At 70.7% G+C, this 24,670-nt stretch carries 23 protein-coding genes; 15 read left to right on the forward strand and 8 right to left on the reverse strand.

The features are described from left to right. Positions 1 to 51: 51 nt before the first annotated feature. Complete coding sequence (locus VIP82_RS20010) at positions 52 to 327, reverse strand: acylphosphatase (protein WP_331911864.1); 276 nt, start codon at positions 325 to 327, stop codon at positions 52 to 54. A 45-nt stretch (positions 328 to 372) separates the two neighbouring features. On the opposite strand from VIP82_RS20010, the gene VIP82_RS20015 reads away from it, so the two are divergent. Beyond that, positions 373 to 750 (forward strand): iron chaperone, encoded by a 378-nt coding sequence (locus VIP82_RS20015; RefSeq protein WP_331911866.1) that lies wholly within the window; start codon positions 373 to 375, stop codon positions 748 to 750. Between the two features lie 10 nt (positions 751 to 760). On the opposite strand, the gene VIP82_RS20020 is transcribed toward VIP82_RS20015, so the two are convergent. Next, positions 761 to 1,156 carry a winged helix-turn-helix transcriptional regulator gene (locus VIP82_RS20020; RefSeq protein WP_331911868.1) on the reverse strand — a complete coding sequence of 132 codons (396 nt, stop codon included), beginning with the start codon at positions 1,154 to 1,156 and terminating at the stop codon, positions 761 to 763. Positions 1,157 to 1,249: 93 nt separating this feature from the next. On the opposite strand from VIP82_RS20020, the gene VIP82_RS20025 reads away from it, so the two are divergent. Continuing rightward, positions 1,250 to 2,110 carry an NAD-dependent epimerase/dehydratase family protein gene (locus VIP82_RS20025; protein ID WP_331911870.1) on the forward strand — a complete coding sequence of 287 codons (861 nt, stop codon included), beginning with the start codon at positions 1,250 to 1,252 and terminating at the stop codon, positions 2,108 to 2,110. A 102-nt stretch (positions 2,111 to 2,212) separates the two neighbouring features. Here the strand turns inward: VIP82_RS20025 and lysE are convergent, their stop codons facing one another. After that, complete coding sequence (lysE, locus tag VIP82_RS20030) at positions 2,213 to 2,980, reverse strand: L-lysine exporter (protein WP_331911872.1); 768 nt, start codon at positions 2,978 to 2,980, stop codon at positions 2,213 to 2,215. A 71-nt stretch (positions 2,981 to 3,051) separates the two neighbouring features. On the opposite strand from lysE, the gene VIP82_RS20035 reads away from it, so the two are divergent. After that, positions 3,052 to 3,942, forward strand: a complete 891-nt coding sequence (locus VIP82_RS20035) for a LysR family transcriptional regulator ArgP (RefSeq protein WP_331911874.1) — start codon at positions 3,052 to 3,054, stop codon at positions 3,940 to 3,942. A 29-nt stretch (positions 3,943 to 3,971) separates the two neighbouring features. Here VIP82_RS20035 and VIP82_RS20040 read toward each other — a convergent pair whose 3' ends face one another. Further along, the gene (locus VIP82_RS20040) at positions 3,972 to 4,997 is read right to left on the reverse strand and encodes an NADP-dependent oxidoreductase (protein ID WP_331911876.1); all 1,026 of its coding nucleotides are present in this window, start codon (positions 4,995 to 4,997) and stop codon (positions 3,972 to 3,974) included. A gap of 166 nt (positions 4,998 to 5,163) precedes the next feature. Next, positions 5,164 to 6,357: an ROK family transcriptional regulator gene (locus tag VIP82_RS20045; RefSeq protein WP_331911878.1), complete on the reverse strand. Its 1,194-nt coding sequence runs from the start codon at positions 6,355 to 6,357 to the stop codon at positions 5,164 to 5,166. 115 nt (positions 6,358 to 6,472) lie between these two features. Between VIP82_RS20045 and VIP82_RS20050 the strand changes: the two genes are divergently transcribed. The 7 genes from VIP82_RS20050 to VIP82_RS20080 all read left to right on the forward strand — a co-directional run bounded on the left by VIP82_RS20050 (position 6,473) and on the right by VIP82_RS20080 (position 13,905). Continuing rightward, positions 6,473 to 7,579, forward strand: coding sequence for a Gfo/Idh/MocA family protein (locus VIP82_RS20050; protein ID WP_331911880.1), 1,107 nt, complete (start codon positions 6,473 to 6,475; stop codon positions 7,577 to 7,579). Continuing rightward, positions 7,576 to 9,159 (forward strand): sugar ABC transporter ATP-binding protein, encoded by a 1,584-nt coding sequence (locus VIP82_RS20055; protein WP_331911882.1) that lies wholly within the window; start codon positions 7,576 to 7,578, stop codon positions 9,157 to 9,159. The genes VIP82_RS20050 and VIP82_RS20055 overlap by 4 nt, the downstream gene beginning before the upstream one ends. Then, the gene (locus tag VIP82_RS20060) at positions 9,156 to 10,256 is read left to right on the forward strand and encodes an ABC transporter permease (protein ID WP_331911884.1); all 1,101 of its coding nucleotides are present in this window, start codon (positions 9,156 to 9,158) and stop codon (positions 10,254 to 10,256) included. Before VIP82_RS20055 ends, VIP82_RS20060 begins: the two co-directional genes overlap by 4 nt. Beyond that, positions 10,253 to 11,332 carry an ABC transporter permease gene (locus tag VIP82_RS20065; protein WP_331911886.1) on the forward strand — a complete coding sequence of 360 codons (1,080 nt, stop codon included), beginning with the start codon at positions 10,253 to 10,255 and terminating at the stop codon, positions 11,330 to 11,332. The genes VIP82_RS20060 and VIP82_RS20065 overlap by 4 nt, the downstream gene beginning before the upstream one ends. Positions 11,333 to 11,346: 14 nt before the next feature. Next, positions 11,347 to 12,546 carry a substrate-binding domain-containing protein gene (locus VIP82_RS20070; protein WP_414684711.1) on the forward strand — a complete coding sequence of 400 codons (1,200 nt, stop codon included), beginning with the start codon at positions 11,347 to 11,349 and terminating at the stop codon, positions 12,544 to 12,546. A 118-nt stretch (positions 12,547 to 12,664) separates the two neighbouring features. Next, on the forward strand, positions 12,665 to 13,522 hold the full coding sequence (locus tag VIP82_RS20075) for a sugar phosphate isomerase/epimerase family protein (protein WP_331911890.1): 858 nt from the start codon (positions 12,665 to 12,667) through the stop codon (positions 13,520 to 13,522). An 86-nt stretch (positions 13,523 to 13,608) separates the two neighbouring features. After that, the gene (locus VIP82_RS20080) at positions 13,609 to 13,905 is read left to right on the forward strand and encodes a Dabb family protein (protein ID WP_331911892.1); all 297 of its coding nucleotides are present in this window, start codon (positions 13,609 to 13,611) and stop codon (positions 13,903 to 13,905) included. A gap of 6 nt (positions 13,906 to 13,911) precedes the next feature. Here VIP82_RS20080 and VIP82_RS20085 read toward each other — a convergent pair whose 3' ends face one another. The 3 genes from VIP82_RS20085 to VIP82_RS20095 form a co-directional block, all read right to left on the reverse strand. Next, positions 13,912 to 14,376, reverse strand: a complete 465-nt coding sequence (locus VIP82_RS20085; RefSeq protein WP_331911894.1) for a MarR family winged helix-turn-helix transcriptional regulator — start codon at positions 14,374 to 14,376, stop codon at positions 13,912 to 13,914. Positions 14,377 to 14,387: 11 nt separating this feature from the next. After that, the gene (locus VIP82_RS20090; protein ID WP_331911896.1) at positions 14,388 to 16,169 is read right to left on the reverse strand and encodes an MDR family MFS transporter; all 1,782 of its coding nucleotides are present in this window, start codon (positions 16,167 to 16,169) and stop codon (positions 14,388 to 14,390) included. Between the two features lie 178 nt (positions 16,170 to 16,347). Further along, entirely contained in the window at positions 16,348 to 17,070 is a 723-nt protein-coding gene (locus tag VIP82_RS20095; protein WP_331911898.1) for a TetR/AcrR family transcriptional regulator, read from the reverse strand. 128 nt (positions 17,071 to 17,198) lie between these two features. Here VIP82_RS20095 and VIP82_RS20100 point away from each other — a divergent pair, with 128 nt between their 5' ends. The 5 genes from VIP82_RS20100 to VIP82_RS20120 all read left to right on the forward strand — a co-directional run bounded on the left by VIP82_RS20100 (position 17,199) and on the right by VIP82_RS20120 (position 24,631). Next, entirely contained in the window at positions 17,199 to 19,007 is a 1,809-nt protein-coding gene (locus tag VIP82_RS20100; RefSeq protein ID WP_331911900.1) for an amidohydrolase, read from the forward strand. Between the two features lie 67 nt (positions 19,008 to 19,074). After that, on the forward strand, positions 19,075 to 20,739 hold the full coding sequence (locus VIP82_RS20105; RefSeq protein WP_331911902.1) for an ABC transporter substrate-binding protein: 1,665 nt from the start codon (positions 19,075 to 19,077) through the stop codon (positions 20,737 to 20,739). 66 nt (positions 20,740 to 20,805) lie between these two features. Beyond that, a complete protein-coding gene (locus VIP82_RS20110; protein ID WP_331911904.1) occupies positions 20,806 to 21,762 on the forward strand; it encodes an ABC transporter permease in 957 nt (318 codons plus the stop codon). Then, complete coding sequence (locus VIP82_RS20115) at positions 21,759 to 22,673, forward strand: ABC transporter permease (RefSeq protein ID WP_331911906.1); 915 nt, start codon at positions 21,759 to 21,761, stop codon at positions 22,671 to 22,673. Before VIP82_RS20110 ends, VIP82_RS20115 begins: the two co-directional genes overlap by 4 nt. Continuing rightward, positions 22,670 to 24,631, forward strand: coding sequence for a dipeptide ABC transporter ATP-binding protein (locus VIP82_RS20120; RefSeq protein ID WP_331911908.1), 1,962 nt, complete (start codon positions 22,670 to 22,672; stop codon positions 24,629 to 24,631). Before VIP82_RS20115 ends, VIP82_RS20120 begins: the two co-directional genes overlap by 4 nt. Positions 24,632 to 24,670: the final 39 nt, after the last annotated feature.

Genomic DNA, 24,670 nt, shown 5'->3' on the forward strand with positions numbered 1-24,670 from the left:
TTCGCCGAGCTGGCGGCCGGCGTTCCCGACTGAGCGCGCCCGGCCACGGCGTCACTGCGTCGGCAGCACCTCGAAGCCGCGTTCGCCCGTGGCTTCGGCATCCGTCACGGTCGCGTCCTCGACGCGGGCACCCGGCGGGCCTTCGGCCATCCACGCGAGAACCTCGTCGACCTGCCCCGGCGTGCCCTCGAGCTCGGCCTCGACCGAGCCGTCGCGACGATTGCGCACCCAGCCGGCCGCACCCGCGTCGCGCACGACCATGCGCAGCGTGTAGCGATAGCCCACGCCCTGGACGTCGCCGCGAACCGTCACGTGCACGCGTCTCATGCCGCCATCTTGCCGCGAGGCGGGCGGGTGGGCCAGGATGCCGCCATGGGAACCGTAGACGAGTACCTCGAGAGCCTCGACTCCGACGACCGGGCGGTGGTGTCGCACGTGTTCGACGTCGTCCGCGAGATGCACCCGGACGTCACGCAGGGAACGAGCTACGGCATGCCGGCGCTGCTGTACCGCGACAAGGCCCTCATCTCGGTGATGCGGACCAAGAAGCACATCGGGGTGTACCCGTTCAGCGGCCGCGTTCCGGAGGTCGTCGCCGGCACGCTGACGGGAGCCGATCGCGACGATCTGGAGTTCGACAAGGGGACGATCCGCTTCCAGCCTGAGAAGCCGCTGCCGGACGCCACGATCCGCGCCATCGTGGCAGCGCGGGTCGCCGAGATCGAGGACCCCTCGCTGCGCAAGCGGTGAGCCGACCGGCTCAGTCCGCACCCGCGAGGGCGGCGCGCGCGCGGGACGCGAGGAGTTCGGGGACGTGCCGCTCGGCCCACTCGCGCATGGCCTGGATCGGTTCCAGAAGCGAACGACCGAGCGCGGTCAGCGTGTACTCGACCCGAGGCGGCGACTCGCGGTAGGCCTGCCGCGAGACCAGGCCGTCGGCTTCGAGCGCACGCAGCGTCTCGGTGAGCACCTTCGCGGTGACCACGCCCACGCGGGACTTGAGATCGGTGAACCGCATCGGGCGGCCGTCGGCCAGTGCGAGGATGACGAACATCGTCCAGCGCTCGCCGATGCGCCCGAACACGATGCGGCTCGGACACGCAGGATCGAGCACGTCCATCGGGGGTCTGTGGCGCGGGGCGGAGTCGTCGCTCATCGCATCCTCGGCTTTCTCGGGTCGGCGGTCGGCTCGGTTACGTTGAAGGAACTTCCGTTGAAGTAACCGGTTTCGAATCCATACTGTTGCCGAATGAGGATTCTACTGACCGGTTCCACCGGATACATCGGCTCCGCCCTGCTCGCCCGCCTGGTCGCGTCGGGCCATGAGGTCGTCGCGGTCGTGCGCACGCCGGAGGCGGCGGCGCAGGTCACCGCGCGCGGCGCGCTCGCTGCGCAGGGAGACGTGGCGGACCCGGCCTGGTTCGCCGAACAGCTCGACGCGGCGGATGCCGCCGTGCACACCGCCGCGCCCACGGACGGCGCCGCCGCGTTCAACGCGGGCGTGGTCGACACCGTCATCGCCGCGTTCTCGCACACGGGCAAGCGGTTCGTGCTGACGAGCGGCATCTGGCTGTGGGGCTCCGGTGCCGGCATCGTCGAGACCACGCCGCTCGACGCCCCCGAACTGGTCGCCTGGCGGGTGCCGATCGAGGAGCGGCTGCTCGCGTCGCACGTCGACGCGGCGATTCTCGCCCCCGGCGTCGTCTACGGCCGGGGGAGGGGTCTGCTGAACCTGATCCTCGACGGTCCGCGCACGCCCGCGGGGGCGATCCGGCTCATCGGCGACGGCGCGCAGCACTGGAGCTGGGTGCACGTCGACGATCTGGCCCGGCTCTACGAACTGGCGCTGACCGCGCCTGAGGCGAACGGTCGCCTCATCGCGTCCGACGGTGCACCCACGAGCGTGCGCGAGATCGCGGAGCACGCGGCCGCGGAGGCTGGTGTGGTCGCCGCGACTGCGGAGGACGCCTACGACCGCTTCGGCGTCGCGTTCGCCGACGCGCTCCTGCTGGATCAGCAGGCGACCGGCGCCCGGGCGCGCGCCCTCGGCTGGAGCCCTGATCACACGAGCGTGCTCGACGAGGTCGCGCTGCCGGCATCCGTCGCCTGACGCGCCGCACCCGGGCGCGCCGCGAGTCGCACAGTCGCTCCCGGCGCGCCGAGCGGTCGGCGTCAGTGGCCAGGCCGCCTCTGGGCGGCCGGGCGTTCGGCGTCAATGGGGGAGCACGAGCGAGACGCCGAGGGCGACCATGACGACGGCGATCACCGCGTCGAGGATCCGCCAGGCCCGCGGCGTCGACAGCCAGCGCCCGAGCAGGCGCGCGCCGAACGCGAGGCCGAAGAACCAGACGATACTCGCGGTCATGGCACCGGCGGCGAAGAGCCAGCGGTCGTCGCCGTGCGTGTTCGCGACCGTGCCGAGGAGGAACACAGTGTCGAGGTAGACGTGCGGGTTGAGCCACGTCAGCGCCAGGCAGGTGAGGAGCACGGGGATCAGTCGCGTGCGGGTCGACGCGGGCGGGGCCGAGCGGATGTCGCTGCGCACCTGCGAAGCCGAGACGTCGGGCTCGAGGAGGAACTCGCCGGCGCCCGGATGCGCCGGTCCGGCCGACGCGGTGCGGTGCGGGGCGGTGGTGCCCTGCGAGTCCACTGCTCCGACCGGCTTCTCGGGGTCGCCGGCGCCGAGAGCCGCGCCCGTCGGCCGCCACGCGCGCCGTGCCGCGAGGACGCCGTAGGTGACGAGGAACAGCGCGCCCGCCCAGCGGACCACGTCGACGAGCCAGGGCACCGCCTGCAGCACGAAGCCGACGCCCGAGACCCCGAGGGCGATGAGGATCGCATCCGAGATCGCGCAGATCGCGGCCACCGCGAGCACGTGTTCGCGCCGCAGACCCTGCCGCAGCACGAAGAGGTTCTGCGCGCCGATGGCGATGATGAGCGACAAGCCGAGACCGAGGCCGGCGAGAACGGGGGTGAGCACTCTTCGACGGTACGAGTGGAGTTGACCGTAGTCCAGCTCATGGATCTCCAGTACCATTAGCAGCACTGAAGATGCGCATCCCGTTCGAGTTGGCCGAGACTCTCGCCGTCGTCGTCGACGAAGGCACTCTCGACGCGGCCGCCCGCCGGCTGCACGTCACGCCGTCGGCGGTCAGCCAGCGCATCAAGGCGCTCGAGGAGCAGCTCGGACGGCTGGTGCTGGTGCGCTCCAAGCCGGTGCGGGCGACGGAGGCCGGGGCTTCGGTCATCCGGCTGGCGCGGCAGATGGCGCTGCTCGAGCACGACGCACTCGCCGACCTCGGCGCCGACGACGACGAGACCGCGCTCACGACCGTGCCGCTCGCGGTCAATGCCGACTCGCTGGCGACATGGTTCCTCGAGCCGCTCGCGCGGCTGGCGGAGCGGCATCCCGTCGTCTTCGATCTGCACCGCGACGACCAGGACTTCACCGCCGGCCTGCTCGAATCGGGAACAGTCATGGGAGCGGTGACCTCTCGGGCCGCGCCCGTAGCGGGATGCCGCTCCTCGCCGCTCGGTGCGATGCGCTACGAGGCCGTCGCCACTCCCGCCTACGCCGAACGGTGGCTCGTGGGGGACCGCCCCACCGCACTCGCGAGCGCCCCGCTCGTGGACTTCGACCGGCGCGACGACCTGCAGAACGAGTGGCTGACGCAGCAGGGTGTCGACCCCACGGCGCCTCCGCGGCACTACGTGCCGGCGTCGAACGACTTCGCGACGGCCGTGCGGCTCGGGCTCGGGTGGGCGATGCTGCCGCGGTTCCAGTCGCATCACGCCCTCGAACGCGGCGAGCTGGTGCTCCTGGGCGGCCCGCCCGTGGACGTCGCGCTGTACTGGCAGCAGTGGAACCTGCGCTCTCCGCTGCTCGACGCCATCGCGGACGCCGTCGTCGCCGAGGGCCGCCGCGTGCTCGCGCCCGCCTGAACCGATTGACGCGCGGGGGGGGGTGAGGGTCAGCCGTCGCTGACGCGGAGGACGACCTTGCCGCGCGTGTGGCCGGTCTCGATCGCCCGGTGCGCGTCAGGGGCATCCGTCAGCTCGAACACCTGCTCGATGTAGACCTGCACCGAGCCGGAGTCGAGCAGGCGGGCGATCGTCGCCAGCGCGCCGCCGTCGGGGATCACCTTGTACGACGTGGTGCGCACGCCGGCTTCGGCCGCCGCCTCGGCATACCCCGGCCATGAACCGGTCGGCACGAGGACGTACAGGCCGCCCGGGCGCAGGACTTCGAGCGAACGGGTGCCGGTGTCTCCGCCGACGTTGCCGACGAGGTCGATGACGACGTCCACCTCGCCGACGACATCCTCGAATCTCGTCGAGGTGTAGTCGATCACGACCGACGCTCCGAGTTCGCGCAGCCACGAGGCGTTGCGGCCCGACGCCGTCGCGGTGACGTGGGCGCCGAAGTACGCGGCGAACTGCACGGCGAAGTGGCCGACTCCGCCGCTGCCGGCATGGATGAGCACGCGCTGACCCTCGTGCGCGTGGGCCGTCTCGACGACGAGCCCCCAGGCGGTGAGCGCGGCGAGCGGCACGCCCGCCGCCTCGACGTGCGACAGTGACGCCGGCTTGCGGGCGATCGACAGCGACGGCGCCACGACGTACTCGGCGTACGAGCCGCCGGTGCGCGGGAACGACGCCATGCCGAACACCTCGGTGCCCGGGGGAAGGGGGTGCGACTCGTAGGGACTCTTCACCACGATGCCGCTGAAGTCGTAGCCCGGGGTCGCGGGGTAGGCGTCGATCGCCCCCGACACGCCCGCGCCGCCGCGCGTCTTGGCGTCGATCGGGTTGACCCCCGCGGCCACGACCCGCACGAGCAGCTCGCTGAGCACGGGGGAGGGAACGGGAACGGATGCCGCGCGCAGCGCATCCGGCGCGCCGGGCGCGTCCACGACCATCGCCTGCATGGCGGTCGGCGGCTCCGCCACCGGCGCCAGCGGTGCCTCGGGTGTCGATCGCAGCGGTCGGATCCTCATGACGCACTCCTTCCGCGGGCGTGCCGTCATCGGCACCAGAACTGAACCCGGTGCAGACAGTCAACCCTGCGTTCGTCTCACCCGTGTTACGCCGGTGCTACCGATGGGCGAAGACGCGCGTGAGACGGGTGCGCCGGAGCCGGCATCCGCCTCCCCGGCACGGCTGTCAGTCTCGGGCGGCGCGGAGCTCGACGGCCGTGGGCGAGAGCACCTGCTGCGTCACCATGATGGCCGCGCCCAGCACACCGGCGGTCTCGTCGGCCTGCGACTGCACGATGCCGAGATGCTGCGTGGCCAGCGGGATGGAACGCCGGTACACGACCTCGCGCACACCGGCCAGGAGATGCTCGCCCGCGCGTGCCACGCTGCCGCCGATGACGATCACGGACGGGTTCAGCATGTTGACGACGGTCGCGAGCACTTCGCCGACCTCGCGCCCGGCCTGACGCGTCGCGATGATGGCGGCGGGGTCCCCGGAACGCACGAGCGTGACCACGTCGGCGCTGCCGGAGGCGTCGAGGCCCTGCGCGCGCAGGTCGGCGGCGATGGCGGTGCCGCTCGCGATCGCCTCGAGGTCGCGCTGGTCGCCGGGCGACCGCGGTGAGTCGTGGCTGTAGGGCACCTGCACGTGGCCCATGTCGCCGGCGGAGCCCTGCGCACCGCGCTGCAGCGTGCCGCCCGAGATGATCCCGGCGCCGATGCCCGTGGACACCTTGACGAAGATGAGGTCCGCGACGCCGGGCCAGCTGAGCGCCTGCTCGCCGAGCGCGAGGATGTTCACGTCGTTGTCGACGAGGACGGGCACGTCGAAGGTGCGCTGGACGTAGTGCGGCACGTCGAAGCGATCCCACCCGGGCATGATCGGCGGGTTCGTGGGGCGTCCCGTCGAGTGCTCGACGGGGCCGGGCACGCCGATCCCGACGCCCACGACGTCCGACGCGGCGATGCCCCGCTGCTCGAGCAGGCTGACGCTCTCGGCGATCACGGAGTCGAGAACGCGCTCGGGCCCGTCGGCGATGTCGAGCGGGTGCGTGTTCGATGTGAGGATGTCGGCAGCGAGGTCGGCGAGGGCCACGGTGGCGTGGGTGGCGCCGAGGTCCACGGCGATCACGACGCCCGCCATCGGGTTGAACGCGACGCGGGCGGGCGGGCGTCCGCCGGTCGACGCCGCTTCGCCGGCCGACCGCAGCAGGCCGGCCGCCAGCAGCGTGTCCACGCGGCTCGACACGGTGGAACGGGCGAGTCCGGTGAGCGTCGCCAGCTCGGCTTTGGTGCGTGCGCGGCCGTCGCGGAGGATCTGGAAGATCTCGCCCGCGCCAGTGCCCCCGGCGGCTCCGCTGCCGCGCGCTGCATCGACCATGGCGACAGTAAAGCACAGGGCTTCGGATCGGCCAGGTCACGACTTAAACATCACGAGCCGATCACTTTTGACGAGAAGCTACCAAAAGTCGAAGCCGCCGTGTCACAATCGCGGCATGACTACGGAAGTCATCGACATCGTCGTCGGTACCGTCCGCACTGGTCTCATCGGCGGCGGATTCATGGGGCGCGTGCACGCCGCCGCCGCCCGCCGCGCGGGCGCCCGGCTGACGGCCGTCGCTTCCTCGAACCGCGACCGCGCGGAGGCGGTGGCGCACCAGCTCGGTGTCGCACGAGCCGAAGCCGACGCCGACGGAGTCATATCGGCATCCGATGTCGACGTCGTGCACATCTGCACCCCCAATGCCACCCACGCGCCGCTTGCCGCAGCCGCCCTCGCCGCGGGCAAGCATGTCGTGTGCGAGAAGCCCCTCGCCACCTCCGTGGCCGATGCGCGGGCACTCGTCCGCGCTGCCGACGAAGCCGGCGTGGTGGCCGCCGTGCCGTTCGTGTACCGCTACCACCCGATGGTGCGCGAGGCTCGCGCCCGCGTCGCGTCCGGACGGATAGGCACCCTGCTCACGCTCGACGGCTCGTACCTGCAGGACTGGATGCTGCGCGAGAACGACGACGACTGGCGGGCGGATGCCGCAGCCGGCGGGCCGTCGCGCGCCTTCGCCGACATCGGCTCGCACCTGTGCGATCTCGTCGAGTTCGTCACGGGCGAGCGCATCGTGCGCCTGGCGGCGCGCACGCACCGGGTGTTCGACGAGCGGGGCGGCCGGACGGTGACCAACGAGGATGTCGCCGCACTCCTCATCGAGACCGAGTCGGGCGCTCTCGGCACCCTCCTGGTCTCTCAGATGGCTCCGGGTCGCAAGAACGCCCTGGTCATCGAGCTCCACGGCAGCCGTCGAAGCATCCGCTTCGCGCAGGAGCGCCCGGAGGAGCTGTGGGTGGGAGCGCGCAAGGCCTCGCGGCTGGTGCTGCGTGATCCGGCCACGGCGTCCCCCGGCTCGGCGCGTCTGCAGTCGCTTCCGGCGGGGCATCCCATGGGCTATCAGGATGCCTTCGACGGCTTCGTGGGCGATGTCTACGCCGCGATCGCCGGCGAGCGGCCGGACGGCCTCCCCACCTTCGCCGACGGCCTGCGGGCCGCTGTCATCACCGACGCCGTGCTCGAGTCCGCAGAGCGCAAATCCTGGATCGAGGTGCCCTCATGAGCGACACGATGCTGTCAGACACCCCGGTGCCCTCCGGCGGCTCCGACGTCGTCCTGCGCGCTCAGGGCATCTCGAAGTCGTTCTTCGGTGTGAGCGTCCTCACCGACATCGACATCGACGTCCGCCGCGGCGAGGTGCACGGCCTCGTCGGTGAGAACGGCGCCGGCAAGTCGACGCTCATGAAGATCCTCGCGGGCGTCCACCACGCCGACGCCGGATCGGTCGAGTTCGAGGGCCGCCCGGTGGCGTTCACCCATCCACGCCAGGCGATGGATGCCGGCCTCGTGACCGTGTTCCAGGAGTTCAACCTCCTGCCCGAGCGCACGGTGGCGCAGAACGTCTTCCTCGGCCGCGAGCCGCGCCGGGGCGGCTTCATCGACGACAAGGGCATGCAGCGCCGCACGCGCACGCTCCTCGAGGGGCTCGGCGTCACGTTCATCGACCCGGGTGCGCGCGTGGGATCGCTCACCGTCGCCGAGCAGCAGATCGTCGAGATCGTCAAGGCGCTCTCGTTCGACGCGCGCGTCATCTCGATGGACGAGCCGACCGCCGCACTGAGCGACCACGAGGTCGAGCTCCTCTACGCGATCATCCGCAAGCTCACCGCTCGCGGCGTCGCGGTCGTCTACGTCTCGCACCGGCTGAAGGAGATCTTCGATCTGTGCGACCGCATCACGATCCTGAAGGACGGCGCTCTGGTGTCGACGGACGCCACCGCCGACCTGACGGACGCCGAGCTCGTCCGTCGCATGGTCGGCCGCCCGCTGCAGTCCTACTTCCCGGGTCCGGTCGAGGGCACGACCCTCGGAGACCCCCGCCTCGAGCTGACGGGCTGCGGCAACGAGTTCGTGGACGGCGTCTCGCTGACACTGCGGGCGGGGGAGATCGTGGGGCTCGCGGGTCTTCAGGGCTCCGGTCGCACGGAGCTCGTCGAGGGCATCTTCGGCGTCCACGGCTTCACCCGCGGGGCGATGATCCTCGACGGCCGGTCGGTGCGCTTCACGAGCCCGCGTGCGGCCGTCCGCGCCGGTCTCGCGCTCGTCACGGAGGACCGCAAGGCCCAGGGGCTCGCGCTGGGCCAGTCCGTGCTGGACAACTCGCTGCTCGTGGTCCGCAGCGTGTTCGCCGGGCGCACCCGCGCATCGCGCAAGCGCGTGCCCGGCATCCTAACCTCGCTCGAGGTGTCGTCGCGCGGCGTCGACCAGGAGGCGCGGTTCCTGTCGGGAGGCAACCAGCAGAAGGTCGTGCTCGCGAAATGGCTCGTGACCGACCCGCAGATCGTTCTGTTCGACGAGCCGACGCGCGGCATCGATGTGGGTGCGAAGGTGGCGGTTTACCAGCTCATGCGGCAGCTGGCCGCCGAGGGCAAGGCGGTTCTCATGGTGTCGAGCGAGCTGCCCGAGGTGATCGGCATGAGCGATCGCATCCTCGTGATGCGCGACGGCGAGCTCGCCGCCGAGCTCCCCGCGCGCTCCGCGGAGCATGAAGTGCTCGCCGCCGCCACGGGTTCGAGCGATGCGGAGGCGGCGAGCGGCGAGATCCCCGATCCTCGCCTCGAGGACGGAGGGGACCGACCGTGAAGCGCATCAGAGTCGACTCGACGGTGATCGTGCTCGGCATCCTCATCCTCGTCATCGCGGTCGGGGCGATCCTCGTCGCGACCGTCGGCCGCAGCTTCTTCAGCCCCGGCAACATCCGCGACATCCTCACCGGCATGAGCGTGCTGGGGCTGGTGGCCATCGGGCAGACGCTCGTCATCCTGGGCGCCTCCCTCGATCTCTCCGTCACCTATGTGATCAGCCTCGCCAGCCTCATCGCGGCCACCACCATGAACGGGAACCCCGCCAACATCCCGTGGGCGGTGACGCTGACCCTCATCGTCTGCGCGGCCATCGGCCTGGCGAACGGGCTCATCGTCACGGTTCTGAAGGTGAACGGATTCATCGCGACGCTCGGCGTCGGCCTCATCCTGCAGGGCGTCCTCAACACGAGCTTCCAGGGCAGCGCCGGAGCGGTGCCGTGGGCGTTCCAGCTGATCGGAGCGACCGGCGTCGGACCGCTCCCCGTGTCGTGGATCATCATGATCGCGCTCGCCGCGCTGGTGTGGTTCCTCCTCGGACGCACGCGCACGGGGGCGCACCTGTTCGCCGTGGGCGGCGATCCCGAGGTGGCACGCCTGTCGGGCGTACGCACGAGGCCGCCGCTGATCGTGGCACACGTCCTGTGCTCGGTGTTCGCCGGTCTGGCAGGACTGCTGCTGGCGAGCCGGCTGGGCGTCGGAAGCCCCACGGTCGGCCAGCAGGGCGGGTACGCGCTGCTGTCGATCGCGGCCGTCGTGCTGGGCGGCACCCTGCTCATGGGCGGTCGGGGATCGGTCTGGGGCACCATCGGCGGTGTCGCGATCTTCGCCGTCGTCGACAACGTGATGAGCGTCATGCAGGTGAACCCGTTCCTCAAGGACGTCGTCCGCGGCGTCGTCATCGTCGCGGCCGTCGCCGTCTACAGCCGTCGTGCGATCGTCCGGCGACGCACCCGGTTCGGGCCGGGCGGCACGAGGACCGGCGGTGATGCGCCTGCCGAGGCGGCCGCACCCGCGATGGTGGCGGCGACCCAGGCGCTCGAGGCGGAGGCCGATGCGGCCGATGGCGGCGCACCGATGCAGGGAGGTGCACGATGAAATTTCTCACAGCGCTCGTGAGCCCCCGCGGCGCGGTCTTCCTGCTGCTGGTGATCCTGCTCGTCGCCGTCATGGTCCTGAACCCGAACTTCGCAGAGCCGGGCCAGCTCATGCGCTACATCCAGCGCGTCGCCCCGGTCGCCATCGTCGCGATCGGCCAGTACTTCGTCATCATCGCGGGCGAGTTCGACCTGTCGCAGGGCTCGCTGATCACCGCGCAGGTGATCGTCGCGGGCAACCTCGTCGCCCAGGACGACGCGCGCACCGTCCCGGTGCTGTGCCTGATGGTGGTGCTCGGCCTCGTCGTCGGCCTAGTGAACGGCTTGCTGACGACGCTCCTGAAGGTGCCGTCGTTCATCGTCACGCTCGGCATGATGCTGGCCCTCCTGGGTCTCGTGCTGTGGTGGACCGGCGGTGCGGCCACGGGCAACCCGGCCGACAGCTTCCGCCAGATCGGTCGCGGCGGCATCCGGGATCTGCCGGTCCTCGACTTCCTGCCCTGGTCGGTGCTGATCCTGGCGGCGTGGCTCGCGCTCGGCATCTGGATCACCAAGCGCCCGCTGGGCAAGCTCCTCATCGCGATCGGCGACAACGCCCGGGCGACGCGCTACTCGGGCGCGCGCGACTGGTGGGTGACCACGCGGGCCTTCATGATCTCGTCGCTGTCGGCGACGGTCTCGGCGGTGCTCCTCGTCGGCTACGCGGGCGTGCACCCGTCGGTCGGTCGGGGCTACGAGTTCGTCGCGATCACGGCCGTCGTGCTGGGCGGCGTCGTCCTCGGCGGCGGCCGGGGCTGGATCGTCGCGGCCGTCGCCGGAGCCTTCGTGCTCGAGGCGCTCTTCCTGCTGCTGAACATCGCCGGCGTCCCGTCGTCGCTGCGCGACGCCGTCCAGGGCGTCATCATCATCGCCGCCGTCGCGTACTCGGGGCTGGTCTTCCGATCCCGCAGACGCGGTGGCGCACCACAGACCCCTCCCTCTCCGGGGAAGGAACCCGACGCGCCCGACGGCGCCGAGGAGTCGTCCGCAACACAGGCCCTCGCAGGCGAGGGCGCCGCACCGAACAACAGGAGTTAGCAATGCGACGATCAATGAAGATCGCCACCACAGCGGTGGCGCTCGTCGGCCTCTTCGCCCTCTCAGGGTGCACGACCGACCCCAATGTGGCACCACCGGACTCCTCGGCGGAGCCGACCGACGACGGTGGCGCCAACGAGTGGTTCGACCAGGCCCTGTTCGACACCCAGATGGCGCAGCGCGAGGTCGTGCCCGAAGGCCCTGAGGACGAGCCGTATCTGCAGTACATCGACGCCGAGATGATCGATACGTCGGAGTACGCGAGCACGGGCCCGAAGAAGGCGTGCTTCGCGAACGCCTCGATCTCGAACCCGTGGCGCCAGACCGGCTGGATCACCATGAACCAGCAGCTGGAGGTGCTGCAGGAACAGGGTGTGATCAGCGAGATGGAGACCCGCGACGCGCAGGACTCCGATGACACGCAGATCGCCGACATCGACTACTTCATCTCCGAGGGCGGCTGCGACGTCTTCATCATCTCGCCGAACAGCACGGCCGCGATGACTCCGGCGGTCCAGCGCGCGTGCGACACCGGCAAGCCGGTGATCGTGTTCGACCGCGGCGTGGAGACCGACTGCCCGGTGACGTTCATCCATCCCATCGGCGGCTTCGCCTGGGGCATCGACACGGCGCAGTTCCTCATCGACAACCTCGAGGAGGGCGACAAGGTGGTGGGACTCCGCATCCTTCCGGGCGTCGACGTGCTCGAGCAGCGCTGGGCGGCCGCCGAGTACATGTTCGAGGAAGCCGGCATCGAGGCAGTGGACTACTTCACCGGTGCCGACCCGGCCGAGATCAAGAGCATCATCAGCGACGAGCTCGCGAAGGGCGACGTGGCCGGCATCTGGATGGATGCCGGTGACGGCGCCGTCGCGGCGATCGAGGCGTTCGAGGACGCCGGAGTCGACTACCCGGTCATGACGGGCGAGGATGAGATGAGCTTCCTGCGGAAGTGGAAGGAGACGGGCCTGACCGGCCTCGCTCCGGTCTACTCCAACTTCCAGTGGCGCACCCCGCTGCTGGCGGCGCAGAAGATCTTCGCCGGCGAGGAGATCCCCAAGGAGTGGGTGCTGCCGCAGAGCCCGATCACCGCGGAGGAGGTCGACCAGTACCTGGAGGCCAACGACGGCATGCCTGACGGCCACTACGCCAAGTTCGGCGGGGAGAACCTGCCGGGCTACCCCGAGGTCTGGCAGGAGCGCCAGATCCCGTAAGGCACAGGTCCGCGACGTTTCGTCTCGCTCGTTCAGCGCTCGCTCAACGACCGGCATCGTGTCCGGTCGTTGAGCGAGCGCAGCGAGACGAAACGCCCCACGCAGGCGAAGGAGAGTCATGCAGCGCACGATCGGCGTCAACACGTGGGTGTGGACCTCGCCGCTGACCGACAGGTCGCTCGCCGAACTCGCGCCGAAGATCGCGCGCATGGGCTTCGGCGCGATCGAGCTCCCGCTCGAGAACGCGGGGGACTGGGATGCCGCGCGCGCCGGGGATCTGCTGCGGTCTCTGGATCTGCAGCCGGTCGTGATCGGCGCGATGGGTCCGGGCCGGTCGCTGGTCGACCGTGCGGGCAACGTGCCGGCGACCCAGGTGTATCTGCGGACGTGCCTCGCCGCGGCGCGCGGGGTCGGGGCATCCGTCGTCGCCGGGCCGTTCTACGCGCCGACCGGCGTGACGTGGCGCATGACGCCGGACGAGCGCACCGACGTGGTCGCGCAACTGCGCCGCAACCTCGCGCCGCTCGTCGACGAGGCCGCCGCCGATGGCCTCGCGCTCGCCGTCGAGCCGCTCAACCGGTACGAGACGAGTGTGATCAACACCGTCGAGCAGGGGCTCGAGGCGCTCGCACCGCTCTGGGGCCCGGGGCTCGGACTCGCATTGGACACCTACCACCTCAACATCGAGGAGAAGCGGCCGGAGGCCGCGATCCGCGCCGCAGCCGGGCACATCGCCCACGTGCAGGTGTGCGGGAGCGACCGCGGCGCGGTCGGAGACGACCACACCGATTGGCCCGCGACATTGGCGGCACTCGACGATGCCGGGTATGAGGGCATCCTGGGGCTGGAGAGCTTCACCGGCGAGAACGCCACCATCGCCGTGGCGGCCTCGGTGTGGCGGCCGCTCGCGCCGAGTCAGGACGATCTGGCCGAGCGGTCGCTGCGCCACTTGACGGCGTTGCAGGCAGCTCGCTGAGTGCCCTTCGACAGGCTCGATCGACGCCGCCTGCCGCAACCAGTGAGGCGTTGGCGCCGACCCCGATCATGAGCGACACTCGACCCATGCCCATTCAGCACACCGTCGTCTTCCGCCTGGTCCACGCGTCCGATTCGCCGGAGGAGACGGCGTTCCTGGCGGACGGCCGGGCCGCCCTCACGTCGATCCCGGGCGTCGAGGACTTCCGGGTGAACCGGCAGGTGAGTGCGAAGAGCGACCTCGCGCACCAGTTCTCGATGGTCTTCGCCGACGACGCCGCGTACCGCGCCTACAACGAGCACCCGACCCATGTGTCGTTCGTCGCCGAGCGCTGGGTGCCGGAGGTCGCGGAGTTCCAGGAGTACGACTTCGTCGAGGCCTGATCCGCCTCAGGCGGAGGGGCGCTCGCCGAGGGTGAGCGCGTGCAGCAGCCGCGTCAGGTTCAGGATGTCGTCGACCGGCCATGCGGCGAGCGCGTCGACGAGCAGGCTCTCCTGCGGAGCGCGGGCCTCCGCGAGGCGCTCCAGCCCGAACGGGGTGGGCGAGAGCAGGCTCGATCGGCCGTCGTCGGGATCGGGGGTGCGCTGGATCAGACCCAGCTGCTCGAGCTCACGCACGGTGCGGCTGATCTGGCCCTTGTCGGCCGTCAGCGCCTCGGCGAGCGCCGAGAGGGTGATGCCCTCGCGACGCACGATGGTGGTGAACACCTTGTAGGCGCCCGGCAGCATGCCGGGGCTCACGCGGTTGGCGTTCTCGGTGATGATGCGGCGGAAGCGGTTGATCAGCTCGCCGAACTCCGCCTCGAGGGCGCGCACCGCTTCGGTGCGCGCCGCTCGAGTGTCTTCGGAGGTCATCGTGTTCGACATTAGCGTCGGGTGACGCGGGTCTCATCCGCCGCGTCGGCAGCAGACTCGGCGGCGGAGTCGGAGTCGGAGTCGGCGGGGGCCGAGGTCTCGTCATCCTGGGTCTTCACCGTGGCCGTCGCCGTCAGCACGTCCATGCCTTCGGCGACCGAGACGGTCGCGAAGTCGGCCTCGCTGGCCTGCACGCGCTCGCTCGTCGTCATGCGGGTGAGCGGCTTGTTCGGCAGGAAGATGATGGCGATGAGGCTCACCACGGCCAGCGGCACGGCGATCAGGAACGAGTGGGCGATGGCCTGTGCGTAGATGTCCTCGACGATCACGCGGATCGCCTCGGGCAGTGCCGACACCTGCGGGATCGTGCCCGACTGGAGCTGCTCCGCGACGGCGGCGCCCTTCTCGCCCAGGGTCATGATGGCCGCACCGATGTCGTCCTTGCGCTCCGTGAACAGGTTCGTGGCCGAGGTGGCCAGTGCCGCACCCATCACCGAGACGCCGATGGTGCCGCCGAGGCTCCGGAAGAACGTGACGCCCGAGCTGGCGACGCCGATCTCACTCGGGTTCGCCGTGTTCTGCACGATCAGCACGAGGTTCTGCATGGTCATGCCGACGCCCGCGCCGAGCAGGAACATGTAGAGCGAGACGAGAACGAAGTTCGTGTCGTAGTGGATCGTCGACAGCAGGTACGAGCCGGCGATGAGCAGCACGCCGCCCACGATGAGGTACGGCTTCCAGATGCCATGTCGGGTCACGAGACCGCCGATCACGATCGACGCCAGCAGCAGGCCGCCGATCATCGGGATGGTCATCAGACCGGCCTCGGTCGGTGTGGCGCCCCGAGCCAGCTGCATGTACTGGCTGAGGAAGACCGATGTGCCGAACATCGCGATGCCGATGGAGATCGACGCGATGACCGCGAGGGTGAAGGTGCGGTTGCGGAACATCGTGAGGGGGATGAGCGGCTCCTTCGAGCGCAGCTCGACGATCACGAACAGCACCGCCGCCAGCAGCGCGCCGCCGACCATCAGGATGGTCTCGATGCTCCACCAGTCGTAGTCCTTGCCCGCGTTGGTCACCCAGATGAGCACCAGCGAGACGGCCGTCGAGAGCAGCACGATGCCGAGGTAGTCGATGCGCGCCTTCGTCTTCGGGCGGGCCGGCAGGTGCAGAGTGCGCTGCATGATGATGAGCGCGGCGACGGCGAACGGCAGCGCGATGAAGAAGTTCCAGCGCCAGTCGATCGTGTCGGTGATGAAACCGCCGAGGAGCGGGCCGCCGACTGTCGCGACGGCCATCACGGCGCCGAACAGGCCCATGTAGCGGCCGCGCTCGCGCGGGCTGATGATGTCGGCCATGATGACCTGGCTGAGCGCGGCGAGACCGCCCGCGCCGATGCCCTGCACCGCGCGGAACGCGATGAGCGTGCCCGGGTCCTGCGAGAAGCCGGCAGCCGCGGTGGCCAGCACGAAGATCACGATGGCGATCTGGATCAGCAGCTTGCGGTTGAACAGGTCGGCGAGCTTTCCCCAGACCGGGGTGGAGATCGCGGTTGTCAGGAGGGTCGCGGTGACGACCCACGTGAACGCCGCCTGGTCGCCGCCCAGGTCGTGGACGATCACGGGCAGCGACGTCGACACGACGGTCGACGCGAGCATCGACACGAACATGCCGAGCAGCAGGCCGGTGAGCGCCTGCAGCACCTTGCGGTGGTGGCGCTTCTCGTCGGCGCTCGCGCTGACGGCTGAGCCAGTGGCGACCGACCCGGTCGCGGGGGTGGACGTAGCCATAGGAGTCCTTCGAACAGTGTTGATTGAGGAGGTGCGGCGACGGCGGCGCAGAAGATGGTTGACCAGGGTCAACAGTTGAGATGAGTCAACTATACATCGATGGTTGATGTGCGTCAACTATCAGGGCGAATGAAGGTGATGCCTGCACCCTCAGCCGCGGGATCGCCTCCGGCAGGACTCAGGCGGGACGCGCGGCGCGCTCGGCGGAGCGGATGACCCACTCGACGCCGAGAGTGAACAGCTCGCGGTCCTCGAGCTCCAGCAGCTGCGCGGAGATCTGCGCGATGTGCGGGTGCTTGATGGGATCGACCAGCAGGGGACCCTCGAACCATGGGCTGGATTCAGAGGGAGCGGCAGCGCCGCGCTCGGTCCGCGCCCGCGCGACGCCGGCAGCCGACGAGAGGATGTGTGTCGCCATCAGGGCGTAGTGCTGCACGAGGTCCTCACCGGTCAACCCCGCGCGCGAGAACGCGTCCAGCATGAACTCGATCGCGTCGAGCTCGCCCGGGCCGTGCGTGGTGAGCACGATGGCCTCCTGGCCGACGGCGGGGTAGCGGGAGAGCTCGCGGAGCGTGGCGGATGCCAACTGGCGCAGCCGCTCCTGCCAGTCCTCGGGGGGTGCGGTCACGGCGGCGAGGGTGCGCACCGTGAGCTCGTCGAGCAGGGCACCCATGAGCTCGTCCTTGCTGCGGAAGTGCCGGTAGACGGCGGTGGGGTCGGTGCCGAGCTTCGCGCCCAGCTCTCGGATGGAGACGGATGTCGAGCCGGTCGTCTCCGCGAGCTCCAGGCCGGCCGCGATGATCGTCGCTCGATCCAGGCGCCTGCCGCCAGACTTCTCCGACGTCGCTCCGCTGCGTGCCGCCATGATCCCCGCTTCCGCCGTCGCCGTCCATCGTGCCACGGAGCCGCTGTGCGACGCCGTGACGTCGAGACTATCGGGTGTGTCATCGTTTGGGTCAACAGTGTTGACATAGGTGATGACAGGCGTCTATCGTCAAGCCACCCGCTCGATGACGAAGGAGAGGTCCCGTGGCCGCTGCCGTTCCTGACGACGCACAGACGCCGTTCGCAGACACCGTGTTCACCGGGGGTGCGCTGTTCAGCTCCGACCTCGTGACGGCGGGCAGCCGTGAGGCGCCGACGGGTCTCGCCGTCGCGGTCCGCGGCGGGCGCATCGCCGCGGTATGCGGCGAGGAAGCGGCATCCGTCCTCATCGGTCCTGACACCGAGGTCGTCGACCTCGCCGGCGCACTGCTGGCGCCGGGCTTCCAGGACGCGCACATCCACCCGATGTCGGGCGGCGTCGAGCTGCTGCAGTGCAACCTCACCGGCTCCGAGAACGCCACCGATGCCCTCGCGACGATCGCCCGCTACGCGGCGGAGAATCCCGATGCGGAGTGGATCGTGGGCGGCGGATGGTCGATGGATCACTTCCCGGGCGGTGCGCCGCTGCGGGGCGCCCTCGACGCGATCGTGCCCGACCGGCCGGTGCTGCTCGCCAGCCGCGACCACCATTCGTCCTGGGCGAACACTGCGGCGATCCGCCTCGCCGGAGTGGATGCCGCGACCGCCGATCCTGCCGACGGGCGCATCGAGCGCGAGGCGCACGGCTTCCCGGCCGGCACCTTCCACGAGGGAGCGTCGGACCTCTTCGCGACCGTGCGGCCGAGGGTCTCGGAGGACCTCGCGTACGCCGGGCTGCTGCGTGCGCAGCGGGACCTGCTCGCGCAGGGCATCACCGGATGGCAGGACGCGCTCGTCGGCAACTTCCCAGGGATCGCCGGCGGACTCGCGTCGTACCGGCGCGCCCTCGCCGACGGCACGCTCAAGGCGCATGTCGTCGGGGCGCAGTGGTGGGAGCGGGCCGACGGCATCGAGCAGCTCGACGACATGATCCGCCTGCGCGAGGAGATCGCGGAGCTCGGTCGTGAGGACAGGTTCTCGCTCACTTCCATCAAGTTCATGGTCGACGGCGTCGCCGAGAATCACACGGCGGCCATGCTCGAGCCGTACCGCGACGCTCACGGGCACGACACCGACAATCGCGGGCTGTCGTTCATCCCCGCCGAGAAGCTCACCGAGTACGCGATCGCAGCTGATGCGGCCGGCTTCCAGCTGCACTTCCACGCCCTCGGCGACCGCGCCGTGCGCGAGGCCCTCGACGCGGTCGAGGCTGCGGCCGCGGCCAACGGCGACACCGACAGGCGCCACCACCTCGCACACATCCAGATCGTCGACGAGGCCGATGTGTCGCGCTTCGCGGCGGTCGGCGCGGTGGCGAACATGCAGCCGCTGTGGGCGTGCCACGAAGACCAGATGGACGAGCTGACGCTGCCGTTCCTCGCCGCTTCGGCGGCATCCCGTCAGTACCCGTTCGGCGATCTGCAGCGCGCAGGCGTGCGCCTCGCCGGCGGCAGCGACTGGCCGGTCTCCAGCGCCGATCCGCTGGCCGGCGTGCACATCGCCGTCAACCGTGTCGCTCCGCTGTCGGATGCCGAGCCGCTGGGCGGCGCGCACCAGCGGCTGGATCTCGCGACCGCGCTCGCCGCGTACACGTCGGGTACGGCCTACGTGAACCACCGCGACCACGACACCGGCTACCTGCGCGCGGGCTACCTCGCGAACCTGGTCGTCGTCGAGCCCAATCCGTTCGCGGTCCCCGCCGAGGAGCTCTACGCGTGCCGGGTCGCCTCGACCTGGATCGACGGCGAGCGGGTCTACGCCCGCGAGGACGCGCCGACGGTCGCCACCACTCCGTCGCCGGCCGCCGCCTCGTCGTCCGATGCCTCCGACCTCGGCCGGCCCGCTGCCGTGGCGCCTCTGCCGAGCCACGGCTGACGCGACGACGCCCCGCACCGAATCCCGTCTCCACACCCGACACCGCCGTCTGAACCCGAGGAGCACCATGATCACCACTCGACGCACCGCCCGTCGATCATCCGTCCATCGACTCGGCGCTCTCGCAGCAGCCGGTCTCGTCGGCCTGCTCGTCCTCTCGGCGTGCACCCCGGGCGACGCCGAGCCCGATGCGACCGCCGCGCCCGAATGGGAGCTCACCGCCCAGACAGCCGCGCCGTCCGGCGACATCGACTCGTTCACGTGGGTGAGCTATTCCGAGCCCTACTCGCTCGACTACGCCTACGCGTTCGACTACGCCGACAACCAGGTGCTCGCGAACGTGTGCGAGTCGCTGCTGCGCCTCAACCCGGACTACACGCTGTCGCCCGGCCTCGCCGAGTCGTTCGAGCACCCGACGCCCGAGACCTGGGTGTACACGATCCGCGACGGCGTCACCTTCCACGACGGCACGCCGCTCACCGCCGCCGACGTCGTGACCTCGATGAGCCGCCACCTCGATCCCGAGGTCGGCTCGTCGTGGTACTCGGTGTACCAGAACGTCGCCGCGATCGAGCAGACCGGCGAGCGCCAGGTCACGGTGACGATGACGCGGCCCGACTCCCAGTTCAACCTCGCGATGGGCGGCTCGGCGGGAGTCGTCGAGTCGGCGGCGACCCTGGCCGACAAGGGCGCGGACTACGGCAACTCCACCGGCCTCGTGAACTGCACCGGGCCATTTGCGCTGACCGCCTGGAAGTCGGGCGAATCGGTGACCCTGACGCGGTACGACGACTACTGGGACGAGTCCCTGCGAGCCCGGGCGGGCGAGGTCGAGATCCTCTTCATGACCGATCCCAACGCCCGGGTCAATGCTCTGAAGTCCGGTGAGGTGGACGGCGGCTGGATGATCCCGCCGGATGCGATCGCGCAGCTGCAGGGCTCCGGCAAGGGCGACGTGTACTTCGGCCTCAACACGGCGGTCGGCAGCCTGATCGTGAGCGATCTCGAAGGCCCTCTCGGCGACCAGCGGGTGCGCGAGGCGCTGCTCATGGCGATGGACCGGCAGGGGATCCTGGATGCCGCGGCACAGGGCTACGGCGACGTCACGAACGCGCTCACCACCGAGTCGGTGTGGGTGGGCGCGAGCGAAGCGGCGCTGCACGAGGCGTTCGACGGGCTCGAGGAGTATCCGTACGACCTCGAGGCGGCGAAGAAGCTGATCGACGAAGCGGGCGTGGCGGGCGAGGAGATCGTCATCGCGACCGCACCGCTCGGCAACGACTTCGCCGTGATTTCGCAGGGCGCGGCGGCGGCCGCGCAGGCGATCGGGCTGAAGGCGACGATCCAGACCGTCAGCCCGAGCGCGTACACCGCCCTGTTCTCCGACCCGACCGCACGCGAGGGCGTCGACCTCTTCTACACCTCGTGGTACCTGTCGAGCCCCGACCCCCTCGAGATGTACGGAGTGCTGCGTACCGGCGAGTTCAGCAACTACGGCGGCTGGAGCGATCCCGACTTCGACGCCCTGGTCGACGAGGCCGTGGCGATCGACGACCCCGCACAGCGCAGCGAGATCACGGCTCAGGCCCAGCGCATCGCCAACGAGCAGCTGCCCTGGCTGCCCCTGTTCGAGGGACCGATGACGGTGTTCCTGGGCGACCGCGTCACCGGTGTCGCACCGTCGGTGGCGTTCCTCTACTACCCGTGGGCGGCGACCATTGGCTCGCGGTGACCTGAGCGGGGGCCCGGCGCTGGGTGCCGGGCCCCGTCCGGCCGCGTTCGCAGAGGGGGTCGCCCCATGACCGCCGGCCGCCGGATCGCGGGCAAGCTCGGAGGTCTGCTGCTCACGCTGTTCCTGGCATCCGTCCTCGTCTTCTTCTCGCGGTTCCTGGTGCCGGGCGACCCCGTCGCGTTCCTCCTGCGGGGTCGCAAGCCGAGCCCCGAGGCGGTGGCGCAGATCACCGCGCAATACGGACTCGACCTTCCGCCGTGGCAGCAGTACCTGACGTGGGTGGCCGGCCTCCTGCACGGCGATCTCGGCCGCTCCCTGCAGTACCGCCAGGATGTGACGGTCGTGCTCGGCGAGCGCCTGCCGGTCACGCTCGGGCTCGTCGTGATGGCGGGGACGATGATCGCGGTCGTCGGGCTCACCGCGGGCGCCTTGGCCGCACTTTCGCGCGGGCGCATCGCCGACCGCTCGATCCTCATCGGCCTCACCGTGCTGGGCGCCGTGCCCTCGTTCGTCGGCTCGATCGTTCTCATCGCGGTGTTCGCGGTGCAGCTCGGCTGGTTCCCGTCGTTCGGGTCGGGCGACGGCTTCTGGGACACGGTGTACCACCTGGTGCTGCCGTCCATCGCGCTCGCGATCGTGTTCGTCGTGCTCGTGGGCAAGGTGACCCGCTCGTCGATGATCGACCAGCTCGGGCGTGAGCACGTCGAGGTGGCGATCAGCCGCGGCATCGGACGCGGCACCGTCGTGCGTCGCCACGTCTTCCGCAATGCCGTCGGGCCGATTCTGACGGTGAGCGGGATGCTGGTGGCCGGGCTTCTCGTGTCGAGCTCCATCGTCGAGGCGGCCTTCGGTCTCGCCGGCATCGGCTCGCTGCTGGTGCAGTCGGTCGACCGCCTCGACTTCCCGGTCGTGCAGGCGATCGTCCTCCTCGTCGTGACCGCGTTCGTGCTCGTGAACGCCGTGATCGACGTCCTCGAACCCTGGATCGACCCCCGATCCGCTGCCGGAGCCGGTGCCCGATGACCTCCACGATCCCTTCGCCCGCCGGGAAGTCGAGCGCTGCGTCCGCGCGGACGAGCCCGGCGACAGTCGCCGTCGGCGTGCTGCGGGCGCCTCGGCGGCGGCGCGCCGGCCTCACGCTCGCGATCGCGCTGGCGGTCGTCGCCGCGATGACCCTGGCCGCGATCTTCGCGCCGTTCCTCGCCCCCTACAACCCCGACGCCGTCGACTTCGCCGCGGTCAACGCCGGGCCGAGCGCCGCGCACTGGCTCGGCACCGACAGCCTGGGACGCGACACGCTCAGCCGCCTCATCTACGGGGCGCGCACGGCGCTGCTCGGGCCGCTGCTCGTGGTCATCGCGTCGACCGTGCTCGGCATCCTTCTCGGCCTCGTCGCGGGCTGGCGCGGCGGCTGGATCGATGCCGCGCTCGGTCGCGTGTTCGACGTGCTGTTCGCCTTCCCGTCGCTGCTCATCGCCATCATGGCCGTGGCGCTGTTCGGCAAGGGCCTGGTGGCGCCGGTCATCGCGATGAGCATCGCGTACGCGCCGTTCGTCGCGCGCCTGACGCGGTCGCTCGTCGCTGCCGAGCGGAACCGGCCGTACGTCGCGGCCTACCGCGTCCAGGGATTCTCCGGACCGTGGATCGCATTGCGCCGCGTGCTGCCGAACGTCACCCCGATCGTCGGTGCGCAGTCGACGCTGAACTTCGGCTACGTCTTGGCGGAGCTCGCGGCGCTGTCGTTCCTCGGGCTCGGCGTGCAGCCGCCGACCGCCGACTGGGGCGCGATGATCAACGAGGCGCAGGCCGGCCTCATCGGCGGACACTTCCTGCCCGCGATCGTGCCGGCGGTCGCTGTCGTCGTGGTCGTCGTGGCGGTCAACATCATCGGGGAAGAGGTCTCCGACCGCATTGGAGGGGAGATCCCGGCATGAACGCGCGCCATTCCGTCATCGAGTCGGCAGCCGCCGGTGCTCCCGGGGCGTCTGCGGCGCACGGCGACGCCCTGCTCGGCATCCGCGATCTCACGCTCGACCTTCCCGACGGCACGCGGCTGCTCCACGGCATCACGCTCTCGGTCGCGGCCGGCGAGACGGTCGGGCTCGTGGGTGAGTCCGGCTCGGGCAAGTCCCTCACGGCTCGCACCGTGCTGGGACTCCTTCCCGCCGGCGCCGTCACCACGGGCGATGTCGTGCTCGGCGGAGCGGGTGTGCTGAGCGCCACCCCCTCCGAGCTGCGCGGGCTGCGCCGTCACGGCGCGGCCATGATCTTCCAGGACCCGCGCGCCGGCATCAACCCGATGCGCACGATCGGCGATCACCTGACCGAGGCGCTCCGGCTCGCCGAAGGATGGTCGGCGGACGCCGCGAGAGCCCGCGCCGTCGAACTGCTCACCGCGGTGCGCCTGCCACGCCCCGAGGAGCACCTGCGTCAGTATCCGCACGAATTCTCGGGCGGCATGCTGCAGCGCGTCATGATCGCCGGTGCGCTCACGACGTCGCCGCGACTGCTGGTGTGCGACGAGCCCACCACGGCTCTCGACGTCACGACGCAGGCCGAGATCATCGGCGTGCTCAGCGAGCAGCGCGCACGCCGGGGCATGGGCATGCTGTTCATCACGCACGACCTCAACCTCGCCGCCTCGCTCTGCGACCGCGTCTACGTGATGAGTGGCGGACACATCGTCGAGCAGGGGCGCGCGCACGACGTGCTGCGCGACCCGCAGGCGGAGTACACCCGCCGCCTCGTCGCGGCGACGCCGACGCTCTTCGGCAGCGCACCGGTGACTCGTGCCGCGGAGGGAACCACGCCTCCGCACGACGCGCCTGCCGCGGCCGAGGGACCGAGTCCGCTGCGGACGGACCCTCCCGCCGAGCCTGTGGCTTCGTCGGGAGAACCCGCGGTTCGGCTTGCGGAAGGCTCAGACTCCGTGCCGTCTGCGCCGGTCGCGCACGTCGCGCCGGCCGCGCCGATGCTCGAGGCGATCGGGATCGCGAAGACCTATCACCGCCGAGGCAAGGAGGCGGTGCGCGCCGTGATCGACGCCTCGATCGCCGTGCCACGTGGCGGCGCACTCGGTGTGGTGGGGGAGTCGGGCTCGGGCAAGTCGACGCTGGCGCGCCTGATCGTGGGCCTCGAGGGCGCAGACGGCGGCGACATCCGCATCGACGGTCAGCCGCGCAGCGAGGTTCCGCGCGGCCGCCGGGGGCGGCTGGCGCACGCGCGCAGCGTGCAGATGGTGTTCCAGGACCCTTACCTGTCGCTGGATCCGCGCATCACGGCCGGCCGTGCGATCGAGGACGCCCTGCGCCTGCACGGCGTATCGGGCAGCGAGCGGCGACTCACCGCATCCGAGTCACGCACGCGTGTACGGGACCTGCTCGCCCAGGTGGGTCTGGGGGAGAAGCACGCCGCAGCGCGGCCGCGCACGCTCTCGGGCGGGCAGCGGCAGCGCGTCGCGATCGCGCGCGCGCTCGCGATCGAGCCTGACGTGCTGGTGATGGACGAGGCGACGAGCGCGCTCGACGTCTCGGTGCAGGCGCAGGTGCTCGACCTCGTCGACCGCATCCGGCGCGAGCGCGGACTCACGGTGCTGTTCATCAGCCACGACCTGGCGGTCGTCCGGCGGGTGTGCGACGAGACCGTCGTCATGCGCCGCGGCGAGATCGTCGAACGCGGTCGGACGGCCGAGCTGCTCGCCGATCCGCAGCACGAGTACACGCGGCTGCTCATCGACTCGGTGCCGAAGCCCGGCTGGGATCCGGAGCAGGTGGGCGCAGAGGTCGAGGATGCCGGCATCGACGCCCGGGGCCCGGACCGGGTCGCCGGCGACGATACGGAAGCCGCGTCGGTGGAGGCGGCGAAGGTCGAGGCGTCGGGACAGGCGCGGTGAGCGCCGGGTCTTCGGCGCGCGAGACGGTCGCTGCGAGGA

The organism is Microbacterium sp. (genome assembly GCF_036566905.1).
Taxonomy (GTDB): domain Bacteria; phylum Actinomycetota; class Actinomycetes; order Actinomycetales; family Microbacteriaceae; genus Microbacterium.

What these genes read in the sequence shown, in the direction of transcription:
- VIP82_RS20010 (WP_331911864.1), bottom strand. Translation starts at nt 327, where the DNA reads ATGAGACGCGTGCACGTGACGGTTCGCGGCGACGTCCAGGGCGTGGGC.
- VIP82_RS20015 (WP_331911866.1), top strand. Translation starts at nt 373, where the DNA reads ATGGGAACCGTAGACGAGTACCTCGAGAGCCTCGACTCCGACGACCGG.
- VIP82_RS20020 (WP_331911868.1), bottom strand. Translation starts at nt 1,156, where the DNA reads ATGAGCGACGACTCCGCCCCGCGCCACAGACCCCCGATGGACGTGCTC.
- VIP82_RS20025 (WP_331911870.1), top strand. Translation starts at nt 1,250, where the DNA reads ATGAGGATTCTACTGACCGGTTCCACCGGATACATCGGCTCCGCCCTG.
- VIP82_RS20035 (WP_331911874.1), top strand. Translation starts at nt 3,052, where the DNA reads ATGCGCATCCCGTTCGAGTTGGCCGAGACTCTCGCCGTCGTCGTCGAC.
- VIP82_RS20040 (WP_331911876.1), bottom strand. Translation starts at nt 4,997, where the DNA reads ATGAGGATCCGACCGCTGCGATCGACACCCGAGGCACCGCTGGCGCCG.
- VIP82_RS20045 (WP_331911878.1), bottom strand. Translation starts at nt 6,357, where the DNA reads ATGGTCGATGCAGCGCGCGGCAGCGGAGCCGCCGGGGGCACTGGCGCG.
- VIP82_RS20050 (WP_331911880.1), top strand. Translation starts at nt 6,473, where the DNA reads ATGACTACGGAAGTCATCGACATCGTCGTCGGTACCGTCCGCACTGGT.
- VIP82_RS20055 (WP_331911882.1), top strand. Translation starts at nt 7,576, where the DNA reads ATGAGCGACACGATGCTGTCAGACACCCCGGTGCCCTCCGGCGGCTCC.
- VIP82_RS20065 (WP_331911886.1), top strand. Translation starts at nt 10,253, where the DNA reads ATGAAATTTCTCACAGCGCTCGTGAGCCCCCGCGGCGCGGTCTTCCTG.
- VIP82_RS20070 (WP_414684711.1), top strand. Translation starts at nt 11,347, where the DNA reads ATGAAGATCGCCACCACAGCGGTGGCGCTCGTCGGCCTCTTCGCCCTC.
- VIP82_RS20075 (WP_331911890.1), top strand. Translation starts at nt 12,665, where the DNA reads ATGCAGCGCACGATCGGCGTCAACACGTGGGTGTGGACCTCGCCGCTG.
- VIP82_RS20080 (WP_331911892.1), top strand. Translation starts at nt 13,609, where the DNA reads ATGCCCATTCAGCACACCGTCGTCTTCCGCCTGGTCCACGCGTCCGAT.
- VIP82_RS20085 (WP_331911894.1), bottom strand. Translation starts at nt 14,376, where the DNA reads ATGACCTCCGAAGACACTCGAGCGGCGCGCACCGAAGCGGTGCGCGCC.
- VIP82_RS20090 (WP_331911896.1), bottom strand. Translation starts at nt 16,169, where the DNA reads ATGGCTACGTCCACCCCCGCGACCGGGTCGGTCGCCACTGGCTCAGCC.
- VIP82_RS20105 (WP_331911902.1), top strand. Translation starts at nt 19,075, where the DNA reads ATGATCACCACTCGACGCACCGCCCGTCGATCATCCGTCCATCGACTC.
- VIP82_RS20110 (WP_331911904.1), top strand. Translation starts at nt 20,806, where the DNA reads ATGACCGCCGGCCGCCGGATCGCGGGCAAGCTCGGAGGTCTGCTGCTC.
- VIP82_RS20115 (WP_331911906.1), top strand. Translation starts at nt 21,759, where the DNA reads ATGACCTCCACGATCCCTTCGCCCGCCGGGAAGTCGAGCGCTGCGTCC.
- VIP82_RS20120 (WP_331911908.1), top strand. Translation starts at nt 22,670, where the DNA reads ATGAACGCGCGCCATTCCGTCATCGAGTCGGCAGCCGCCGGTGCTCCC.